Genomic DNA, 17,610 nt, shown 5'->3' with positions numbered 1-17,610 from the left:
GAACGTAATGCGGACCCCGGCCGCGCGCGTCAACCTTGGGTCGGATGCTCCGCGTAATGCTTCTTCACCGCTTCGACGCGGTCGGGTGGCCAGTCCGGGAGGTCGACGCCGTGGGTGGCGGCGAACAGCTTGTCGACCTGCTCGTGGCGGCGGGCCAGCTGCGCCGGGACGTCGGCCTCGGCCGCTTCCGTGAACTCGACGCGCGTGCCTTCGCGCGGGTCGTGGACCAGCTGCCAGCCGGGTTCGTCCGGCAGCAGCGGGCGGAGCTCGTCCACGGGCTTCCAGCCGAGGTCGCGGCGGAAGCGGATCGTGCCGCCGGCGAGGAGCTCGCCGTCGTCGAGGCCGAATTCCGCCACGTAGGACGCCGTCCGCTCGTGCCACTGGTGGGGCTGTTCGGCCTCGCCGCCGGCGAGCCGGGCGTCGAGGGCGTCGAGGCAGACGTCCCAGCCGGCGGCCGTCCGGCCCGCGGCCAGCTTCGCGATCGCGGGGTCGCCGCGGCCGAAGGTGTGGGTGAACTGCAGGAGGCTGCCGTCGCCGTCAGGGGAGATCAGCCAGCGCAGGGTGTCGTCGTTCCAGACGAAGGTGAACTCGCGCGGCGGGTCGGCGGTGACGACCCGGCCGGTGGTCGTGCTGTCTTCGCCGGGGAAGGTGAACCGGATCGCGCCGCCGGCCCGCAGCTCGACGTCGACCTCCGCGGGGAACCAGTGCGCCAGCTCGGCCGGGTCCGTGATCGCGTGCCAAACCCGTTCGGGTGGGTGCTTCAGCCGGCGTTCCAGCCGGAGCGCGGGGCGTTCGTCGGCGGTCTGCAGCGTCGCTCGTCCGGACACGGCGTCCTCCCGTGGGTTGCCTGTGCCGGTATATAACCACCAGGGCATATTGAGGTCAAGCGCCGCGTACGGCGATGACCGCGGTGGCGAGTTCGGGATCGCTCGCGGCCTTGTCGAGCGCGGTCTGCAGGACCGTGGTGTACGTCGGTTCCGTTTCGGCGTAGCGCTTGCGGCCGGCGTCGGTGATCACCGAGTAGACGCCGCGGCGGTCGTCTTCGCACAGGTCGCGGATGGTCAGGCCGGCCTCTTCGAGGCGGGCGCACATCCGGCTGACCGAGCTCTGGTTGAGGCCGATCGCCTCGGCGAGCTCCTGCATCCGCAGGCCGCCCCGCGGACCCGCGATCAGCTTTCCGAGCGCGCGGTACTCGGACAGGCCGAGCCCGTGACGCCGCTGCAGCGCCTTGGCGAGTTCCTGCTCGATCCGGGCGTGCAGCACGAGCACGCGGCCCCAGGCCTGGGCGTCGACGGTCATCTTGCGACCTCCTCTTGACGCCAGGATAGTCCAGGGACAGTATTTATATGTACATGCAAATAACTGGAGGGGTTCGGACATGAGCGACCGCAGCTTCCTGTTCCTGGTCGGGGCCGCGCGGGCCGGCGGCAACACCGAGATGCTGGCCCGGCGGGCGGCGAAGGAACTGCCCAAGGACGTGGCGCAGCGGTGGATCCGGCTGCCGGAGGTGCCCCTGCCGCCGTTCGAGGACCGCCGCCACGGCGCCGGATCGCATCCCGATCCGGGCGAGAACGAGCAGCTGCTGATGGACGCGACGTTCGCCGCGACCGACATCGTGATCGTGTCACCGGTGTACTGGTACTCGGTGGCGGCGAGCGTGAAGCTCTACCTCGACTACTGGTCGGGCTGGATGCGCCTGCCGGTGGAGTTCAAGCCGCGGATGCGCGGGAAGGCACTGTGGGGCGTGAGCGTCCTGAGCGAGACCCCGCGCGAAGCCCAGCCGCTGATCGGCACCCTGGAGCTCTGCGCGGAGTACCTGGGCATGCACTGGGGCGGCGTGCTGCTCGGCAACGGCAGCCGGCCCGGCGACGTGCTCGCGGACACCGAAGCGATGACGGCCGCGCAGACGTTCTTCGCCGGCGCGGACCTGGTCACGGCGTAAGGACGTCCTTCGCGATCAGGCGCAGGCCGCTGGTCAGGTCGGCGGCCGACGGCGCGTGGTCCGGGTCGATCAGCCACTGGAGCATCACGCCCGAGAGCAGGGCTTGGTGCACCGTGCCGGCGGCCCGGGCCTCGGCGCTGCCGTCGTCCAGGCCCTGGAAGAGGTTCGCCAAGCCGTGGCGGGCCAGCTCGAGCGCCTCGGCCAGCTGGGTGCGGACCTGCTCGTCGAGGTCCGGCTGTGCGTACGCCTCGAACGTCATCGCCCACATCCGGCGGTGCTCGCCGAACGACTCGAGCACGCGCTGCCAGATCAGCTCGAACCGCTCGGCCGGTGCCGCGTCCGGCGGGGTCTCGACCTGCAGTGTCTTCGCCAGCGCCTCGCCCCACTCTTCGTTCGCCTCGATCAACGCGGTGTTGAGCAGTGCCTCGCGCGAGCCGAAGTGGTAGCCGATGGCGGCCATGCTGACGTCCGCCGCCGTGGCCAGGTCGCGCACGGTCGTGCGGGCGTAGCCCTTCTCGTGCAGACAACGCTTCGCGGCGGCCAGCAGTGCTTCCTTGTTGCCCATGGCCAGAGGCTAGCACGTTCGTCTTAGGCGATCGTCTTGCGCGATCGCCCAAATCGGGGTTACCGTTCTGGGCATGCAGAACAGACGAGTCCTCATCTCCGGCGCGAGCGTCGCCGGCCCCGCCTTCGCCTTCTGGCTCCGTCGCCACGGCTTCACGCCGACGGTCGTCGAGCGCGCTCCCGAGCTGCGTGACGGTGGCTACGCGGTCGACTTCCGTGGCGCGTCGCTGCGGGTTCTCGACCGGATGGGCCTGCTGGGCGCGGTCGAAACGGCGGCGACCCGGATGGGCGAAGTGACCTATGTGGACAGTGACGGCCGGCCGCTGGTGGTCACGCCGCCGGCCTACCAGAGCGGCGAGCTGGAAATCCTCCGCGGCGACCTCGCGCGCATCCTCCACGACGCGACGAAGGACGACGTCGAGTACGTCTTCGGCGACTCGATCACCGGCCTCGCCGAGCACGGCGACGGTGTCACGGTCACCTTCGCCCACAGCGAGCCGCGCGAGTTCGACCTGGTCATCGGGGCCGACGGGCTGCACTCGAACGTGCGCTCGCTGGTCTTCGGCGACGAGACGCCGTTCCGCCACGACCTCGGCTACTACGTCTCGATCTTCACCGTGCCGAACCATCTGGGCCTCGACCGCGCAGGCCGGTTCTACAACGAGCCGAACCGGACCGTCGGCGTCTACAGCGCTAAGGAGAACACCGAGGCCAAGGCGCTGTTCTGGTTCGGCTCCGACCGGCTGGACTACGACCACCGCGACGTCGAGCAGCAGCGGCGGATCGTCGAAGAGATGTTCCGCGAAACGGGCTGGGAGACGTCGGCGCTGCTCAAGGCCATGCGCGAGGCGCCGGACTTCTACTTCGACTCGGCGAGCCAGATCAAGCTGGACTCGTACTCGCGCGGGCGTGTCGCGCTGGTCGGCGACGCCGCGTACTGCGCCGCGCCGCTTTCGGGGATGGGCACCAGCCTGGCGATCGTCGGCGCGTACGTGCTGGCCGGCGAGCTCGCGGCGGCCGGCGGCGACCACACGGCGGCGTTCGGCGCGTACCGCGACGAGATGCGCGGCTTCGTCGACGCCTGCCAGAAACTGGCCGAGGGCAACGGGAAGTGGTTCGTGCCGCCGTCGCGCGCGTGGCTGAAATTCCGCAACCTGAATTACCGGCTGCTGCCGTACCTGCCGTGGCGCAAGGTGATCGAGGAACTGCCGCTCAAGGCGGGCAACGCGATCACGCTGAAGCCGTATGCGGTGGTGCCGGTGTGACGCCGCGGCGCTTCGCGATCCCGGCCATGTTCTCCTCGCCCCAGTCGCCCAGCGGCAGCAACGCGGTGTTCAGCCGCTGACCCAAGTCCGTCAGTGAGTACTCGACTTTCGGCGGGATCTCGTGGAACACCTCGCGGTGCACGATCTCGTCCGCCTCCAGCTCCCGCAGGGCCTGGATCAGCATCTTCTCGCTGATGCCGGCCACCTTCCGCTTCAGCTCGCCGAACCGCAGCGGCTCGGCGTGCAGCGCCCAGAGGATCAGGGCCTTCCAGCGGCCGCCGATCACGTCGACGGCCGCGTCCAGTCCGCAGCGGTAGGTTCGGGGCTGCATGCAGGATCCTTACGTTTTGGTGGGTACCTGACTTATTAGTCGGTACTTGTCCAGTGTAAAGCGCGCCCGCAGCATGGAACCCATGGGAGAAAGCAAGAAACACGTGAGCGTGCTCGGCCTGGGGCGGATGGGTGCCGCCCTCGCCGGGGCGCTCCTGGGGGCGGGACACGACGTCTCGGTGTGGAACCGGTCGCCGCGCAAGGCCGGCCCGCTGCTCGACCGCGGTGCCCGGCTCGCGGCCACACCCGAGGAGGCAGCGTCGGCAGAGGTCGTCGTCAGCTGTCTGTCCACTTACGACATTCAGCGGCCGGTGCTGGAGGCGGCGTCGCCGAAGGTGCTCGTCAACCTCACGTCCGGAACGCCGGAGCAGGCCCGCGAAACCGCGAAGTGGGCGGCGTCGGCGGGGATCGAGTACCTGGACGGCGTGATCATGGCCGTGCCGCAGGGGATCGGGACACCGGGCGCGCTGATCCTCTACAGCGGCTCGGAACCGGTGTTCGAGGCGCAGCGCGAGGTGCTGGAAGTCCTGGGCGAGCCGGTGTTCCTCGGCGAGGACGCCGGGCTGGCGGCGCTGTACGACCTGGCGCTGCTCGGCATGATGTGGTCGTCGATGGGCGGTTACCTGCACGCGCTCGCGCTGGTCGGCACCGAGGGCGTCACGCCGGAGCAGTTCGCGCCGATGGCTTCGGCCTGGCACTCGGCCGTCGGCGGGTTCCTGGCCGGAATCGGGGCCCAGGTCGGCAGCGGCGACTACGAAACCGACGTGTCCGCCTTGGACATCAACGCCGCCGGGCTCGGCCTGCTGGTGGAGACGAGCCGCGCGCAGGGGATCAGCACGGCGGTGCCCGCCGCGCTGAAAGAACTGTTCGACCGCGCGGTCGCGGCGGGCCACGGCTCGCACGCGATCGCCAGCGTCATCGAGGAGATCCGGTGAAGTACCAGGGGAAGAAGGCCGTCGTGACCGGCGGCACGCACGGCATGGGACTGGCGGTGGTGCGCGCCCTGCTCGACGGCGGCGCGGAGGTGCTGCTGACCGGCCGGGACGTGTCGCCGCTGGAAGGGAAGCTGCCGGGCAAGGCGCACCTGCTGTCGTCGGACGCAGCCCGGCTGGCCGACGTCGAGGAGCTGGGTTCGGTGGCCGCGGACACGCTCGGCGAGCTGGACCTGGTGTTCGTCAACGTCGGGTTCTCGACGCTGACACCGTACGAGGACGCCACACCCGAGCTCTACGACCGGACGTTCGACGTCAACACCAAGGGCGCGTACTTCACGGCGCAACGGCTGGCGCCGCTGGTCCGGTCGGGTGGTTCGTTCGTCTTCACGACGTCGGTCGCGGCCGGGGCGGGGATCGCCGGGATGGGCCTGTACTCGGCGGCGAAGGCGGCGGTGCGGTCCTTCGCCCGCACGTACGCGGCCGAGCTGGCGCCCCGCGGGATCCGGGTCAACGTGGTCAGCCCCGGCTACACCGACACGCCGACGATGGGCGTGACCGGCGTGCCGGAGCCGGTGCTGGCGAAGTTCAAGGCGATCGGCGACGAGATCACGCCGCTGAAGCGCCACGCGACGTCGGAGGAGGTCGCGGCGGCGGTGCTGTTCCTGGCCTTCGAGGCGACGTTCACCACCGGCGCCGACCTCCCCGTGGACGGCGGGCTCGGCCAGCGCCTCACCCTGCCCGCGTGAGGTGCGCCGCCGGCTCAGATCGCCGCGGGCGTGTGCGCGCCGACGTCCAGCCGCCCGTCCGGGGCTTCATGGCCTCGATGATCACGCGGCCCCGCGGCGCGATCGAGTGGCCCGATGGCCGACCTGTGCAAGAATCGAGCCATGGCCTTCGTGCACCCGAACCGTCACCACGTCGCCGTCCTGGTCCGCCACGGCATGCTCGTGATGGAGCTCGGGATCGTCCACCGACTGTTCAGCCAGGCGCGGTCGGCGGCGGGCGAGCCGCTGTACGAGGTCGTGACCTGCACCCTCGAGCCCGGCCCGGTGCGCACCGACTCCGACTTCACCATCCCGGTCGACCGCGGCCCCGAGGTGCTCGCCGAGGCCGACACGGTGATCGTCCCCGCGTCGCTGGCCGAGTACGAGCCGATGGCGCGCGTGCTGACCCCGCCGCTCAAGGCCGCGCTCGACCGCATCCCGGACGGCGCGCGCATCGCGTCGATCTGCACCGGCGCGTTCGTGCTCGCCGCGGCCGGGCTGCTCGACGGCCGCCCGGCCACCACCCACTGGCGTTCCGCCGAAGAGCTCCAGGACCGGTTCCCCGAGGTCGACGTCGACCCGTGCGTCCTCTACACCGACGACGGCGACGTGCTGACCTCCGCGGGCGTCGCCGCCGGCATCGACCTGGTGCTGCACATGATCCGCCGCGACCACGGCGCCGCGGTGGCCAACGAGGTCGCCCGCGGCACGGTGGTGTCCCCGCACCGCGAGGGCGGCCAGGCCCAGTTCGTCCGCCGTCCGGTGCCCGAGCCCCGCACGTCGTCGACGAAAGCGGCGCGAGCGTGGGCGTTGGAGAATCTCCACCGCCCGCTGACGCTGCGCGAGCTCGCCGCCCGCGAGGCGATGAGCACGCGCACGTTCACCCGCCGCTTCCGCGACGAGGTCGGCGTCTCCACTCTGCAATGGCTGACGCAGCAACGGGTCGAGCGCGCCCGCCAGCTGCTGGAGGAGACCGACCTGCCGGTCGACCGCGTCGCCACCGAAGCCGGGTTCGGGACGGCGGCGTCGCTGCGCCAGCACTTCCAGGCGGCGCTCGCGGTGTCGCCGAGCGCGTACCGTTCGACGTTCCGCGGGGAACTGGCCGCCCAGGCGGGCTGAAATCCGGCTAGCGTCGACGGCCATGGACGACTTCTACGTCAGCCACAGCCGCTTCTCCGACCCGGGCCCGCACGCGGGCTGGCTCGACGCAACCCCGCGCACGGTCGCAGCTCTGCGCGAAGCGGCGTCCCAGCTCGTGTTCCACTACTGGGGCGCGGGCGACATCACCGAGCACGGCTTCCCGGCGGCCCGCCGCGCCGAGATCACCCTGCGCTACGCCACGGACATGTGGGCGCGCCTGCGCGAACTCGACCCGGCGCCGCCCGGCGGGCCACGGTCGCCGCTGCACCGGATCGTCGGCTGCTGCCGCGACTTCACCCTCCTGTTCGTCTCGATGGCGCGCCACCACGGAATTCCGGCGCGCGCCCGGGTCGGTTTCGCGAGCTACCTGATGCCCGGCTGGTACCTCGACCACGTCGTCGCCGAGGTCCCCGGCGACGACGGCTGGCGCCTGGTCGAGCCCCAGCTGTCAGCGGGCTTCCGCGACCCGGTGGACGACGCGGAGTTCGACCTCCTCGACGTCCCCCGCGACCGGTTCCTGACCGCCCCCGACGCGTGGACCGCGGCCCGCGCGGGCGACCTCGACCCGGGCCGGCTGGTCGTTTCGCCGGACCTGGACGTGCCGTTCCTGCGTGGTATCCCGTACGCCTGGCACAACCTCGTGCTCGACCTCGCCGCGCTCAACAAGCACGAGATGCTCCAGTGGGACACCTGGGGCGCGCTCGACGCTTCGGTTTCGCTGCCCCCGGCCACCCTCGCCCGCGCCGACGAGCTGGCCGAGCTGATGGCTCACGCCGACGTCGAGCAGCTGCGGGCCGCGTTCGAGGCCGACGACGTCCGGGTGCCGCCGGTGATCCGCACGGTCACCCCGCCGGAACAGCACTTGGCCGAGGTGGTGCTCCGCTGACCTCGACGGCGGTCCGCACGAACTGCGCGATCCGCAGATCCCGCGCCCCGGACGGCCAGGCGAGCGCCAGCGTGTAGGGCGTCGCGTCGACCACCGGCCGGTAGACGACGTCGTCCCGCGAACGCAGCTCGGCAACCGACGCCGGCAGCAGCGCAACCGCCTGCCCGAGCGCGACGGTCTCCAGTAGCTGGGCGCTGTCGTGCACCACCGGCCCCGGCGTCACAGGGCCGCCGGTCACGTCCTGCCCGGACCAGTACGCCCGGTCCGCGGCCGAGGACAGCGGCCAGCACGGCGTCGGCCGCCCGGCGAAGTCCGCGCAGGTCAGCACGGCCCTCCCGGCGAGCTCGTGGCCCACCGGCAGCGCGGCCACCCGTGGCTCGCTGAACAGCACCTCGACGTCCAGGCCGTGCCGGGTGTGGCCGTGGCAGCCGAGGACCGCCACGTCGGCCCGGCCGTCGCGCACCATCTCCGCCTGTTCGCCGAACCCGCTGACCCGCACCTCGACCGGGTCGGGGTGCGCGTCGGCGATCCGCCGCAGCAGATCGGTCACGACACCGGGCTTGGCGGTGACGACGAGCGCCGGCGTCCGCTGCGCGGCCCGCCGCGTCCGCCGGACCGCCGCGGTGACGGCGTCCAGCGCCTTCGCCGACTCGGCGAAGAGGACGGTGCCGGCCGGCGTCAGGGCGACGTGCCGGCTGGTGCGTTCGAAGAGCTGGACACCCAGCCGCCGTTCGAGCAGCCGGATGGCGCGTGACAGCGGTGGCTGCGCCATCCCGAGCCGCTCGGCAGCGCGCGAGAAGTTCAGCTCCTCGGCGACCGCGCGGAAATACCGCAGCTCACGGACCTCGACATCGTCCATACCGGGAGAGTATCGCGGCGGAGTCCACAGGTCTTTCCCTTTCTGATTCGCGCATGGCGGGGTTGGTGTCGATAAGTCCACAAAGGACGGTGCGTCGGCGGTGTCGTTCGGGCTCACCCCGGCGCCGCCCTCAACGACCGCGCCTCAACGACCGCGCCGCTCGGGGTCAGCCCTGAGCCGAAACGTCCGGCTCGGCCTGCTCGGGCTCTGCCGGGGCGATGCCGTGGAGGGCCGCGCACACTATCGAGTTCACCGGGGGCGGGTCGAGCGGTGCCGTGTGCGGGAACACCGTTGTCAGCACCGAAGCGTGGCAGTAGCCGACCAGCATCGCCGCTGTTGCGTCCACTTCGGACTCCGGGCGCAGGCGGCCCAGTGCCTTCTCCGCCTCGAGGTAGGCCACCAGCCGGTCGCGCCAGTAGCCGGACCGCTCGCTGATCTCCGCGAACCGCTCCAGCACCTTCGGCTGGCCGATCAGGCCGCTGAACGCCGGGACGAGCGCCTTGTGCAGTGCCAGCCCGAACTCCAGGTGCCGGCGGAGGTTGCCGGTCAGGGTGCCTTCGCCGGCCACCGGCAGCTCGCCCAGCTCCGCCTCCGTCGTGCGCACGTGCTCCAGCAGGGCCCGGGCCACCAGCTCCTCCTTGTCGGAGAAGTGGTTGTAGAGCACGCCGTCGGCGACGCCCGCCAACCGGGCGATCTCGCGCACGGTCATCCCGATCGTGCCGTGGGTGGCGATCATCTTCTGCGCGGTCTCGACCAGCAGGTCGTGCAGTGACTGCCCGTCCCGCTGCGCGGCGGCTTTCCTCGGTGACATCACCGCCATCGTACGGCCGTCGTCGTCAGGACCTCCTTCCCGTGACCAGCCACGCCGTGCCGCGCAGGCGGACCGCGTCCGGGGCCGCGAACGGTTCGAGCGCCGCCGTCAGCGCCTCGGTGGCCCGGGCCGCCGTCGCCTTGTCGACCAGGCCCAGGTGGTGGCGGACCGGCCCCCAGCCCGCGATGAAGCGCGCCGCGTCTGGCACGTCACGGCCCCAGACCTGGTCCGCCTCGACGTGGGTGCACACCACGTCGTCGAAGCCCGCTTCGGTCAGCACCGCCCTCGTCCGGTCCGGGTCCGCGAACGACGTCGGGCCGCTGCCGTCCGGGCCCGTCGGCTGGGGGAGGAAGGCCGCCATCGCGCCGAACAGCCGGCCGAGATCGGTGCCGGCGAGCGCGGTCATGCAGAGGAACGCCAGGCGCCCGCCGGGGCTCAGCGCGCGCCGGACGTTGGCGAACGCCGCTACCGGGTCGGCGAAGAACATCACCCCGAACCGGCTGACCGCCAGGTCGAACCCGCCGCCGGCGAACGGGTGGACCTGGACGTCACCCTGCTCGAACGTCACGTTCGGCACCCCGGCCGCCCGGGCTCGCGCGGTGGCGAGCATCGGCTCGGACAGGTCCACCCCGACCACGGACCGGGCGCGTGCCGCGGCCAGCCGGGTCAGCTGGCCGTTGCCGCAGCCGATGTCGAGCACGCGGTCGTCCGGGCCTGCCCGGTCGAGCAGATAGCCGTTGAAACCGCTGTTCACCCCGTCGTAGCGGTCGGCGTGCGAAGCCCAGTGTTCTCCCTCGTACCCGTTCCACGCTTCCGCCTGTGCTGTGTTGACGATCCCGGTCATCCCCGTCCCCTTCGTTATGAACATACGTTCATGAACACGTGTTCATAGTGCCGCCGACGCCCTCGGGCGTCAAGGCATCGGCCACCCCGCCGGCGGATGTCGGCCAGGTGGCAGATCTTCCGGCGGCGTGCGGCTGGCAAAGTTCACGTCAGCGGAGGAACCGCCTCTGACCAGCGAAAAGGAACTCACCATGGCCGAGGTCATCGCCAACATGTCCGTGTCCCTCGACGGCTTCGTGGCCGACCCGGAGGACCGCATCGATCACCTGTTCGAGTGGTTCGGCAACGGTGACGTCGAGGTCCCCACCGCCGTCGACTGGGCCACCTTCAAGACCTCCGAAGCCAGCGCGAAGATGCTGCGCGCCGCGATGGAGAACGTCGGTGCGCTGCTCAGCGGCCGTCGCCTGTTCGACCTGGCCCAGGGCTGGGGCGGCACGCACCCGATGGGCGTGCCGGTCTTCGTCGTCACCCACGAAGAGCCCGCGGACTGGCCGCACCCGGACGCGCCGTTCACCTTCGTCACCGACGGCCTCGAAAGCGCCGTCCGGCAGGCCAAGAAGACCGCCGGCGACAAGAACGTCGCGGTCGCGAGCACCACGATCGCCCAGCAGTGCCTGAACCTCGGCCTGCTCGACGGCGTCCAGGTCGACCTCGTCCCGGTGCTGCTGGGTTCCGGTGTCCGCTTCTTCGACAACCTCGACGCCACCACGAAGCTGACCGACCCCGAGGTCACCGAGGGCACCGGCGTGACGCACCTGTTCTACCGGGTCAAGCGCTGAGGAGCGTGACGTGCAGCGCGGCGAGGCGGGCGGGGTCGGCGATCACTTCGTACGCCGCCACCCGCTCGCCTTCGACGGTCACGGCCAAGGCGAGCACCAGCCGACCCCGCGGCGCGACGACGACGCCGACCGCGCCGTCGACCAGGGCCGTCGCGGCGAACCGGGCTCGTTTCCCGAACACCTGCGTCTCTTCGGCCACCGCACGCGCGCCCCGCACCTCGAGCGCCGCTCCCGCCGGCAACGCGGCCGCGTCGGCGCGGCGGACGACGTCCGGAGCGAGCACGTCGAGCAGCGAAGTGAGGTCGCCGCCGCGGGCCGCGGCCAGGAACGCGTCCACCACCCGGCGGTGCCGGGCCAGGTCGGCCGCGGGCAGCGGGGAAGTGCCCCGGATCCGCTGCCGCGCGCGGCTCGCCAGCTTCTTCGCGGCCACCGGGGTGCGGTCCAGCACCGGCGCGATCCGGTCGAACGGCACCGCGAACAGGTCGTGCAGCACGAACGCGATCCGCTCCGCCGGCCCGAGCGCGTCCAGCACGACGAGCAGCGCCCGGCCCACCGAGTCGGCGAGCTCGGCTTCGCCCGCCGGATCGGCGTCGGCCACCGGCTCCGGGACGACGTCGAAAGCCTCCTCGTGACGCGCCTTCCGTGACCGCAGGACGTCGAGGCAGACGCGCGAGACGACCGTGGTGAGCCAGGCCGCCAGGTTGTCGACGGGGCCGGATCGGTTGAGCCGCAACCAGGCTTCCTGGACGGCGTCGTCCGCTTCGGCCGCCGAGCCGAGCATCCGGTAGGCCAGGCCACGCAGCCTGCCGCGTTCGGCCTCGAACTCCGCCGTCAGCTCGTCCATCGGTCACCTTTCACGCGTTCCTGCCGTCGCCTTGTCGACGTATCCCCGCGACCGGAGGTGACCGGATGAGCCTGCTGACCCCTGCCCACCTGGACGGCTGGTGCCTGCCGAACCGGGTCGTCCTGGCGCCGACGACCCGGGCGCGCGTCCCCGGCGGGGTGCCCGGCGACCTCCAGGCCGCGTACTACGCGCAGCGGGCCGGCGCCGGGCTCATCGTCACCGAAGGCACCTGGGTTAGCGAACGGGCGGTCGGCTTCGGGAACGTCCCCGGGCTGTACACCGAAGCACAGGTTGCCGGGTGGCGGCGGGTCACCGACGTCGTGCACGCGCTCGGCGGCCGGATCGTGGCGCAGCTGTGGCACACCGGGGCGGTGTCGCACCCGGACTTCCTCGGCGGGCGGCGGCCGGCGGGGCCATCGGCGGTGAACCCGGACGAGCCGGTGCACACCGCGGCCGGGCAGCGCCCGACCGGCGTCCCGCGCGAGATGGGCGTGGCCGAGATCCGGGAGACGGTCGCGGACTACGGCACGGCGGCGGAGAACGCCCGCCGCGCCGGGTTCGACGGTGTCGAGATCGCGGCCAACGGCGTGTACCTGCTCGCGCAGTTCCTGCACCCGCGGCTGAACCGGCGCACCGACGGCTACGGCGGCTCCCCGGCCCACCGCCGCCGGCTGCTGGCCGAGGTCGTCGACGCGGCCGCGGCGCACGGCCGCGTGGGCGTCCGTCTTTCGCCGTGGTGGACCGGCGGACTGTTCACTGTGGACGATGAGCTGCGCACCGATTACGACGAACTGGTCGCCGGCCTCGCCGTGGACTACCTGCACCTCCGTGGCCCCGACGCGGGACCGGATTTCGCGGCCTTCGCCCGCTACCGGGAGCTGTTCGACGGCCCGCTGATCGTCAACAACGGCTTCGACCGCGCGACGGGCGACGCCGTGATCGACGCCGGCATCGCCGATGCGGTGTCGTACGCGCGGCACTTCGTCGCGAACCCGGACCTGGTGACGCGGTTCGCGCTCGGGCACCCCCTCCGGGCCGCCGATCCGTCGACGTACTACGGCGGCGGGGCCGCCGGTTACGTCGAGCAGGCCGCCGAGTTGGCTGCGGTGTCCCAGTAGAACGGCGCGCCACCGGAACCCGGACGTCGCCCTAGGCGTCAGGACACCACACCGCCAGCTCGCTCCCGCCGGGCTCGCGGAAGTGGAAGCGCCGGCCGCCGGGGAAGGCGAACGGTTCCTTCGTCACCACGCCGCCCGCTGCCACCACCGCCTCGCGGGCGGCCGTCAGGTCGTCCGTGCGGATGGTGAGCAGGGGCGCGCGCGGCTGCTCGGCCGGGTCCGACTGGAACCCGAACGTGAGGCCGGCGGCCCGGACGTCGGTGTAGTCCGGGCCGTACGGTGTCACCGCCCAGCCGAACGCGCGCTCGAAGAACTGCCCGGACGCCGCGGCCGAGGTGGACGGGAACTCGGCGAAGTCGATTTCGTACATGCCCGTGACGCTAGCGGCGACCACCGACAAAACCGCGCGAGCGGGCGAGGGCCAGCCCGCCCAGCACCAGCGCGACCAGCCCGATCACCAGGGCCGCGTAGCCGCCGACGATCCCGTAGCCGGTGCCGGGACCGCCCTTGGCGGCGGCCACCACCCAGCCGCCGATGACCGCGGCGGCCACGCCACCGGCCAGCGCCACGACGACTCCCCGGCGGCGGGCGAGTGCCAGGCCGCCGGCCACCACCCCCGCCACCCCGAGGACCGCGGCGATCAGGGACCAGACGCGCCCGGGTGTCATGGCGTAGGTGCTGACGGCGGCGAGGTCTTGGACGTCCATGAGGTGCTCCTCCGGTTCCGGGTGGGACGTCGGTGAGCATGTCCGCCGGAGCCCTCGCCCGTCGTTGTGCCGGAGCAGACACTTCGCGCTGCTGCGGGCGGCGCAGGAACCGGGGGACTACCGCGGGCGCAGTAGCCCGGAAATCCGCCGCACGCAGCAGTTCCCGGCGGTTAGGGTGCGAAGGTGAGCCGGGCTCGGATCGTGGACGCCGTGGTCGCCGTCGGGATCGCGGCGGCCCTGCTGGTCGCCGGGCTGTCCGCGACGCGCCGGCCGACGGACCTCGACGTGCTGGGGTACGCCGCGCTGGTGGCCGGCGGGCTGGCGCTGGTCGCGCGTCGCCGGGCGCCCGTCGTCGTGCTGGCCGTGACCGCGGGGTCCGCGCTGGGCTACCAGGCCGCCGGGTTCGAAGTGCCCGTCGTCGCCTACCTGTTCGCCGTGTACGCCGCCGTCCGGGCGGGACACCGGATCGCCGCCGTCGTGGCTTCGGTGGTCATGCTGGCCGGGGTGCCGCTCGCGCTCCTGGCTTCCGGCCTGCCTGCCGGTGAGGCGTTCACGCAGGCGCGGGACGTCCTCCAGCTGGCGTGGCTGATCGCCGCCGGGGCGGCCGGGGAGGCGCTGCGCCAGGCCGAACGCCGGGCCGACGAAGCCGAGCGCACCCGCGAGGAAACCGCGCGGCGGCGCGCCGACGAAGAACGGCTGCACATCGCGCGGGAGCTGCACGACTCGCTCACGCACCAGATCTCCGTCATCAAGGTCCAGGCGGAGGTCGCCGTCCACCTGGCGCGGAAACGCGGCGAGGACGTGCCCGACGCCCTGCTGGCCATCCGGGACGCCGGCCGGGAGGCGGCCCGCGAACTGCGCGCGACCCTGGAAGCCCTGCGCGACGACGACCGCGACCCGCCGCACGGAGTCGACGACGTCCCCGACCTCGTGCGCCGGGCCCGGGCGTCGGGCCTCGACGCGCGGCTGACGGTCGAGGGCCGCCGCGACGACGTGCCGGCGGCGGTCGGCCGGACCGCCTACCGGATCGTCCAGGAGTCGCTGACCAACGTCGCCCGGCACGCCGCCGCGGCCACCGCGTCGGTCCGGATCGACCACCGGCCCGGCACGCTCGTCATCCGGGTCGACGACGACGGTAAGGGCGACGATGGAAAGGGTGACGGGAAGGCCACTGTGGACAGTGCGCCGGGCGTCGGGCTGACCGGGATGCGCGAGCGCGTCACGGCGCTGGGCGGCCGGCTCGAAGCCGGACCCCGTCACGAGGGCGGTTTCCGCGTCCGGGCCGAACTGCCGGTGGACCCGGCGTGATCCGCGTCCTGCTGGCCGACGACCAGCCGCTCATCCGCAGCGGGTTCCGCGCGCTCCTCGACGTCGAAGACGACATCGAGGTGGTCGCCGAAGCCGCCGACGGCGCCGAAGCGGTGCGGCTCGCACTGGAGTACCGGCCGGACATCGCGCTCGTCGACATCCAGATGCCCGGGGCCGACGGCATCGAGGCGACCCGGCGGATCGCCGCGGACCCCGCGCTGGCCGCGGTGCACGTCGTCATCCTGACCAACTACGGCCTGGACGAGTACGTCTTCGACGCGCTGCGCGCCGGCGCGGCGGGGTTCCTCGTCAAGGACATCCAGCCCGAGGACTTCCTGCACGCGGTGCGCGTCGCCGCCCGGGGTGACGCGCTGCTGGCGCCGTCGATCACGCGCAAGCTGATCGACCGGTACGTCACCCAGCCGCCCGTCCCCGGCGCGGGTCTCGCCGAACTGACCAACCGCGAACGCGAGGCCGTCGCGCTGGTCGCCCGCGGGCTGTCCAACGACGAAATCGCCGCGCGGATGGTGATCAGCCCGCTCACCGCGAAGACGCACGTCAACCGGGCCATGGTGAAGCTGCACGCGCGGGATCGCGCGCAGCTCGTGGTGTTCGCCTACGAGTCGGGGCTCACCCGGCCGCGCGGCGGATGACGATGTCGTCGCGCCGCGTGCGGGCGTGGATCCTGACTCCGGCGTCCGGGCCCTCGGGCAGTGAGTTGCGCACCTGCCCCTTCGTGCTGCCGGCGTCCACCTGGGCGGTGGTGCCTTCGGCGACGCCGACGTCGATGCCGCCGGAGGCGTTGGCCAGCTGCGCCTGACCACGGGTGAGCCGGCCGATCCGGATCGGGCAGGCGCCGGCCCGGGCGACCACGTCGCCGTCGGCGCGCTCGACGTCGAAACTGCCGCCGGCGCTGCTGAACTCGACGGACGCCTGCGCGTGGCCGAGGCGGACCGCGGCCGAGCCGCCCTCGATGGTGGCGTGGCCGGTCACGTGCCCGAGGTGGACGTCGCCCGAGGCGACGTTCAGCCGGCAGTCGCCGAGCGGGCCCTCGGTCCGGACGTCCGTCCACGCCGTGTTCAGCACCAGCCGGGAGCCGGTGGGCAGCTCGACCGTGATGGCCACCGAACCGCTCCGGTCACCCGACTTGCTCGTCTTGACCGACAGCTCGCCGTCGGCGAAGGCGACCTCCGTGCGTTCGGCGACCTTCGCGTCGGACTTGCTCGCGCGGTCGACGGGCTCGACCCGCACCACGGTGTCCGGCCGGTCGGTCGCGGTGACCCGGACGCGGGCGCCGGCGGTGGTCAGGGTGGCGGTGATGGGCTGCGGCGTGGCGAAGGTGGTCATCGGGGTCCTCTCGTGGTCGGTGGAACCACGATCACCGGCGGACCTGACACGCGGCTGACACCGCCCGGACGCCCGATCAGGCGGGCCGGCCCGCCCCCGCGTAGTCGTCACCCTTCGAGTGGTACGTGTGGATCTGGATCGCCTGGCCCTCGGTCGGCGCGTTGATCATCAGGCCGTTGCCCAGGTACAGCCCGACGTGGTGGATGCGTGTCGCCGGGCTGCCGTAGAACACCAGGTCGCCCAGGCGGGGCTCTTCGGAGGCCGGGACCGGCGGGAGCGCGCGGAACTGGCTGTCCGCCGTCCGCGGCAGGGCGACGCCCGCGCTGCCGTACGACGCCTTCGTCAGGCCCGAGCAGTCGAAGCCCGCCGCGCCCGAGTCCGGGCCGTTGCCGCCCCAGACGTACGGGAGGCCGAGCTGGCCGAGCGCGAAGCGGGTCGCGCGGACGCGGGCCGAGCCGGCCGACGCCGGGTCGAGCGACAGCGTCGCGTACAGCTGGGCCATGCCGAGGACGCGCTGGCGGAACAGCTCGGTGTCGCTGCCCGGGTGGTAGGCGGCGATCGCCTTCCACCAGCCGGGGCCGGCGCCGAGGTCCGTGCCGCCCGCGCAGAGCGCCCGCCCGGCCGCGACCGGCGCTTCGGCGCCGTACTTCTTCGCCTGGGCCGCCGTCAGGCCGAGGAGGTTGCCGCCGTCGCGGCCGTGGTTCGACGCCGCCGAGCCGACCCCCGCGAGGGTGACCCACGAGAGGTGGCACGACGGGTCCTCGCTGCGCAGCGCCAGCTCGCCGTGCGCGTAGCCGATCAGCGCGTCCGCGGGGATGTCGAGGGGGCCGGCGAGCTGGTCGGCCCACTGCTGCAGGGGGCTCTTCCCGCCCTGGCCGGACGCGCCCTGGCCGGGCTCCTGGGCCTTCACCGGTGCGCTGACCTCGAGGACCGACGGGCCGGACACCGCGTCGCGCACCACCGGCGGCGGGGCGGCGGCCGGCTCGGGCGACCGGTCGGCCAGCAGCCAGCCCGCGGTGACCAGACCGGCGACGAGCGGCAGCGCGACCAGGCCGCGCAGCGCAGCGCCGCGGGCCCACGAAGTCTGCTTCGTCGTCACAGGTTCCAACTTAGAAGAGCGCACCTCTTAGTGAACGAGCGAGTAGCTTGCACGTTAGGGGGACTCCCA

At 72.7% G+C, this 17,610-nt stretch carries 22 protein-coding genes; 10 read left to right on the top strand and 12 right to left on the bottom strand.

All coding sequences use genetic code 11. The annotated features are described in order from the left end of the window. Nucleotides 1–29 precede the first annotated feature (29 nt). Both AB0M93_RS32675 and AB0M93_RS32670 read right to left on the bottom strand, forming a co-directional pair. Nucleotides 30–827 carry an SRPBCC family protein gene (locus AB0M93_RS32675; RefSeq protein WP_364280598.1) on the bottom strand — a complete coding sequence of 266 codons (798 nt, stop codon included), beginning with the start codon at nt 825–827 and terminating at the stop codon, nt 30–32. 55 nt (nt 828–882) lie between these two features. Then, a complete protein-coding gene (locus AB0M93_RS32670) occupies nt 883–1,299 on the bottom strand; it encodes a MarR family transcriptional regulator (protein ID WP_364280595.1) in 417 nt (138 codons plus the stop codon). Between the two features lie 79 nt (nt 1,300–1,378). On the opposite strand from AB0M93_RS32670, the gene AB0M93_RS32665 reads away from it, so the two are divergent. Then, a complete protein-coding gene (locus AB0M93_RS32665) occupies nt 1,379–1,942 on the top strand; it encodes an NAD(P)H-dependent oxidoreductase (protein ID WP_364280592.1) in 564 nt (187 codons plus the stop codon). Here AB0M93_RS32665 and AB0M93_RS32660 read toward each other — a convergent pair. Beyond that, nucleotides 1,932–2,507: a TetR/AcrR family transcriptional regulator gene (locus tag AB0M93_RS32660; protein ID WP_364280589.1), complete on the bottom strand. Its 576-nt coding sequence runs from the start codon at nt 2,505–2,507 to the stop codon at nt 1,932–1,934. The genes AB0M93_RS32665 and AB0M93_RS32660 overlap by 11 nt on opposite strands. Nucleotides 2,508–2,580: 73 nt before the next feature. On the opposite strand from AB0M93_RS32660, the gene AB0M93_RS32655 reads away from it, so the two are divergent. Then, nucleotides 2,581–3,771, top strand: a complete 1,191-nt coding sequence (locus AB0M93_RS32655; RefSeq protein WP_364280586.1) for an FAD-dependent monooxygenase — start codon at nt 2,581–2,583, stop codon at nt 3,769–3,771. Here the strand turns inward: AB0M93_RS32655 and AB0M93_RS32650 are convergent. After that, nucleotides 3,737–4,102, bottom strand: coding sequence for a helix-turn-helix domain-containing protein (locus AB0M93_RS32650; protein WP_364280583.1), 366 nt, complete (start codon nt 4,100–4,102; stop codon nt 3,737–3,739). The genes AB0M93_RS32655 and AB0M93_RS32650 overlap by 35 nt on opposite strands. Nucleotides 4,103–4,184: 82 nt before the next feature. Here AB0M93_RS32650 and AB0M93_RS32645 point away from each other — a divergent pair, with 82 nt between their 5' ends. From AB0M93_RS32645 to AB0M93_RS32630, 4 genes are all read left to right on the top strand, one after another. Further along, nucleotides 4,185–5,036 (top strand): NAD(P)-binding domain-containing protein, encoded by an 852-nt coding sequence (locus AB0M93_RS32645; RefSeq protein WP_364280580.1) that lies wholly within the window; start codon nt 4,185–4,187, stop codon nt 5,034–5,036. After that, on the top strand, nt 5,033–5,782 hold the full coding sequence (locus AB0M93_RS32640; RefSeq protein ID WP_364280577.1) for an SDR family oxidoreductase: 750 nt from the start codon (nt 5,033–5,035) through the stop codon (nt 5,780–5,782). Before AB0M93_RS32645 ends, AB0M93_RS32640 begins: the two co-directional genes overlap by 4 nt. 141 nt (nt 5,783–5,923) lie before the next feature. Then, complete coding sequence (locus AB0M93_RS32635) at nt 5,924–6,919, top strand: helix-turn-helix domain-containing protein (protein ID WP_364280574.1); 996 nt, start codon at nt 5,924–5,926, stop codon at nt 6,917–6,919. Between the two features lie 22 nt (nt 6,920–6,941). Then, nucleotides 6,942–7,826: a transglutaminase-like domain-containing protein gene (locus AB0M93_RS32630; RefSeq protein WP_364280571.1), complete on the top strand. Its 885-nt coding sequence runs from the start codon at nt 6,942–6,944 to the stop codon at nt 7,824–7,826. Here the strand turns inward: AB0M93_RS32630 and AB0M93_RS32625 are convergent. From AB0M93_RS32625 to AB0M93_RS32615, 3 genes are all read right to left on the bottom strand, one after another. Then, entirely contained in the window at nt 7,783–8,685 is a 903-nt protein-coding gene (locus AB0M93_RS32625; protein ID WP_364280568.1) for a LysR family transcriptional regulator, read from the bottom strand. The genes AB0M93_RS32630 and AB0M93_RS32625 overlap by 44 nt on opposite strands. A 166-nt stretch (nt 8,686–8,851) precedes the next feature. Beyond that, nucleotides 8,852–9,505, bottom strand: a complete 654-nt coding sequence (locus AB0M93_RS32620) for a TetR/AcrR family transcriptional regulator (protein ID WP_364280566.1) — start codon at nt 9,503–9,505, stop codon at nt 8,852–8,854. A gap of 16 nt (nt 9,506–9,521) precedes the next feature. After that, nucleotides 9,522–10,340, bottom strand: coding sequence for a class I SAM-dependent methyltransferase (locus tag AB0M93_RS32615; protein WP_364280563.1), 819 nt, complete (start codon nt 10,338–10,340; stop codon nt 9,522–9,524). Nucleotides 10,341–10,530: 190 nt separating this feature from the next. Between AB0M93_RS32615 and AB0M93_RS32610 the strand changes: the two genes are divergently transcribed. Further along, entirely contained in the window at nt 10,531–11,118 is a 588-nt protein-coding gene (locus AB0M93_RS32610) for a dihydrofolate reductase family protein (RefSeq protein WP_364280560.1), read from the top strand. On the opposite strand, the gene AB0M93_RS32605 is transcribed toward AB0M93_RS32610, so the two are convergent. Continuing rightward, complete coding sequence (locus AB0M93_RS32605; protein ID WP_364280558.1) at nt 11,108–11,962, bottom strand: sigma-70 family RNA polymerase sigma factor; 855 nt, start codon at nt 11,960–11,962, stop codon at nt 11,108–11,110. The genes AB0M93_RS32610 and AB0M93_RS32605 overlap by 11 nt on opposite strands. 65 nt (nt 11,963–12,027) lie before the next feature. On the opposite strand from AB0M93_RS32605, the gene AB0M93_RS32600 reads away from it, so the two are divergent. Next, nucleotides 12,028–13,080 carry an alkene reductase gene (locus tag AB0M93_RS32600; protein ID WP_364280555.1) on the top strand — a complete coding sequence of 351 codons (1,053 nt, stop codon included), beginning with the start codon at nt 12,028–12,030 and terminating at the stop codon, nt 13,078–13,080. Between the two features lie 31 nt (nt 13,081–13,111). Here AB0M93_RS32600 and AB0M93_RS32595 read toward each other — a convergent pair whose 3' ends face one another. After that, a complete protein-coding gene (locus AB0M93_RS32595; RefSeq protein WP_364280552.1) occupies nt 13,112–13,450 on the bottom strand; it encodes a VOC family protein in 339 nt (112 codons plus the stop codon). 10 nt (nt 13,451–13,460) lie between these two features. Then, the gene (locus AB0M93_RS32590) at nt 13,461–13,787 is read right to left on the bottom strand and encodes a DUF6223 family protein (RefSeq protein ID WP_364280549.1); all 327 of its coding nucleotides are present in this window, start codon (nt 13,785–13,787) and stop codon (nt 13,461–13,463) included. Nucleotides 13,788–13,970: 183 nt separating this feature from the next. Here AB0M93_RS32590 and AB0M93_RS32585 point away from each other — a divergent pair, with 183 nt between their 5' ends. Next, complete coding sequence (locus AB0M93_RS32585) at nt 13,971–15,095, top strand: histidine kinase (protein ID WP_364280546.1); 1,125 nt, start codon at nt 13,971–13,973, stop codon at nt 15,093–15,095. Continuing rightward, nucleotides 15,092–15,748, top strand: coding sequence for a response regulator transcription factor (locus AB0M93_RS32580; protein WP_364280544.1), 657 nt, complete (start codon nt 15,092–15,094; stop codon nt 15,746–15,748). The genes AB0M93_RS32585 and AB0M93_RS32580 overlap by 4 nt, the downstream gene beginning before the upstream one ends. Here the strand turns inward: AB0M93_RS32580 and AB0M93_RS32575 are convergent. Both AB0M93_RS32575 and AB0M93_RS32570 read right to left on the bottom strand, forming a co-directional pair. Next, nucleotides 15,726–16,442 (bottom strand): DUF4097 family beta strand repeat-containing protein, encoded by a 717-nt coding sequence (locus AB0M93_RS32575; protein ID WP_364280541.1) that lies wholly within the window; start codon nt 16,440–16,442, stop codon nt 15,726–15,728. The two genes, AB0M93_RS32580 and AB0M93_RS32575, sit on opposite strands and share 23 nt — an antisense overlap. 76 nt (nt 16,443–16,518) lie before the next feature. Continuing rightward, complete coding sequence (locus tag AB0M93_RS32570; protein WP_364280538.1) at nt 16,519–17,541, bottom strand: C40 family peptidase; 1,023 nt, start codon at nt 17,539–17,541, stop codon at nt 16,519–16,521. Nucleotides 17,542–17,610: the final 69 nt, after the last annotated feature.

Origin of the sequence: Amycolatopsis sp. NPDC051102 (assembly GCF_040682815.1) — a bacterium.
Lineage (GTDB): Bacteria > Actinomycetota > Actinomycetes > Mycobacteriales > Pseudonocardiaceae > Amycolatopsis.
This window is presented reverse-complemented; position numbering and strand designations above follow the sequence as displayed.

Excerpts from the sequence above, each read along its gene's own strand:
- AB0M93_RS32600 (WP_364280555.1), top strand. The coding sequence starts at position 12,028 with ATGAGCCTGCTGACCCCTGCCCACCTGGACGGCTGGTGCCTGCCGAAC.
- AB0M93_RS32615 (WP_364280563.1), bottom strand. The coding sequence starts at position 10,340 with ATGACCGGGATCGTCAACACAGCACAGGCGGAAGCGTGGAACGGGTAC.
- AB0M93_RS32590 (WP_364280549.1), bottom strand. The coding sequence starts at position 13,787 with ATGGACGTCCAAGACCTCGCCGCCGTCAGCACCTACGCCATGACACCC.
- AB0M93_RS32630 (WP_364280571.1), top strand. The coding sequence starts at position 6,942 with ATGGACGACTTCTACGTCAGCCACAGCCGCTTCTCCGACCCGGGCCCG.
- AB0M93_RS32635 (WP_364280574.1), top strand. The coding sequence starts at position 5,924 with ATGGCCTTCGTGCACCCGAACCGTCACCACGTCGCCGTCCTGGTCCGC.
- AB0M93_RS32620 (WP_364280566.1), bottom strand. The coding sequence starts at position 9,505 with ATGGCGGTGATGTCACCGAGGAAAGCCGCCGCGCAGCGGGACGGGCAG.
- AB0M93_RS32645 (WP_364280580.1), top strand. The coding sequence starts at position 4,185 with ATGGGAGAAAGCAAGAAACACGTGAGCGTGCTCGGCCTGGGGCGGATG.
- AB0M93_RS32655 (WP_364280586.1), top strand. The coding sequence starts at position 2,581 with ATGCAGAACAGACGAGTCCTCATCTCCGGCGCGAGCGTCGCCGGCCCC.
- AB0M93_RS32595 (WP_364280552.1), bottom strand. The coding sequence starts at position 13,450 with ATGTACGAAATCGACTTCGCCGAGTTCCCGTCCACCTCGGCCGCGGCG.
- AB0M93_RS32665 (WP_364280592.1), top strand. The coding sequence starts at position 1,379 with ATGAGCGACCGCAGCTTCCTGTTCCTGGTCGGGGCCGCGCGGGCCGGC.
- AB0M93_RS32610 (WP_364280560.1), top strand. The coding sequence starts at position 10,531 with ATGGCCGAGGTCATCGCCAACATGTCCGTGTCCCTCGACGGCTTCGTG.
- AB0M93_RS32605 (WP_364280558.1), bottom strand. The coding sequence starts at position 11,962 with ATGGACGAGCTGACGGCGGAGTTCGAGGCCGAACGCGGCAGGCTGCGT.
- AB0M93_RS32660 (WP_364280589.1), bottom strand. The coding sequence starts at position 2,507 with ATGGGCAACAAGGAAGCACTGCTGGCCGCCGCGAAGCGTTGTCTGCAC.
- AB0M93_RS32650 (WP_364280583.1), bottom strand. The coding sequence starts at position 4,102 with ATGCAGCCCCGAACCTACCGCTGCGGACTGGACGCGGCCGTCGACGTG.
- AB0M93_RS32575 (WP_364280541.1), bottom strand. The coding sequence starts at position 16,442 with ATGACCACCTTCGCCACGCCGCAGCCCATCACCGCCACCCTGACCACC.
- AB0M93_RS32625 (WP_364280568.1), bottom strand. The coding sequence starts at position 8,685 with ATGGACGATGTCGAGGTCCGTGAGCTGCGGTATTTCCGCGCGGTCGCC.
- AB0M93_RS32670 (WP_364280595.1), bottom strand. The coding sequence starts at position 1,299 with ATGACCGTCGACGCCCAGGCCTGGGGCCGCGTGCTCGTGCTGCACGCC.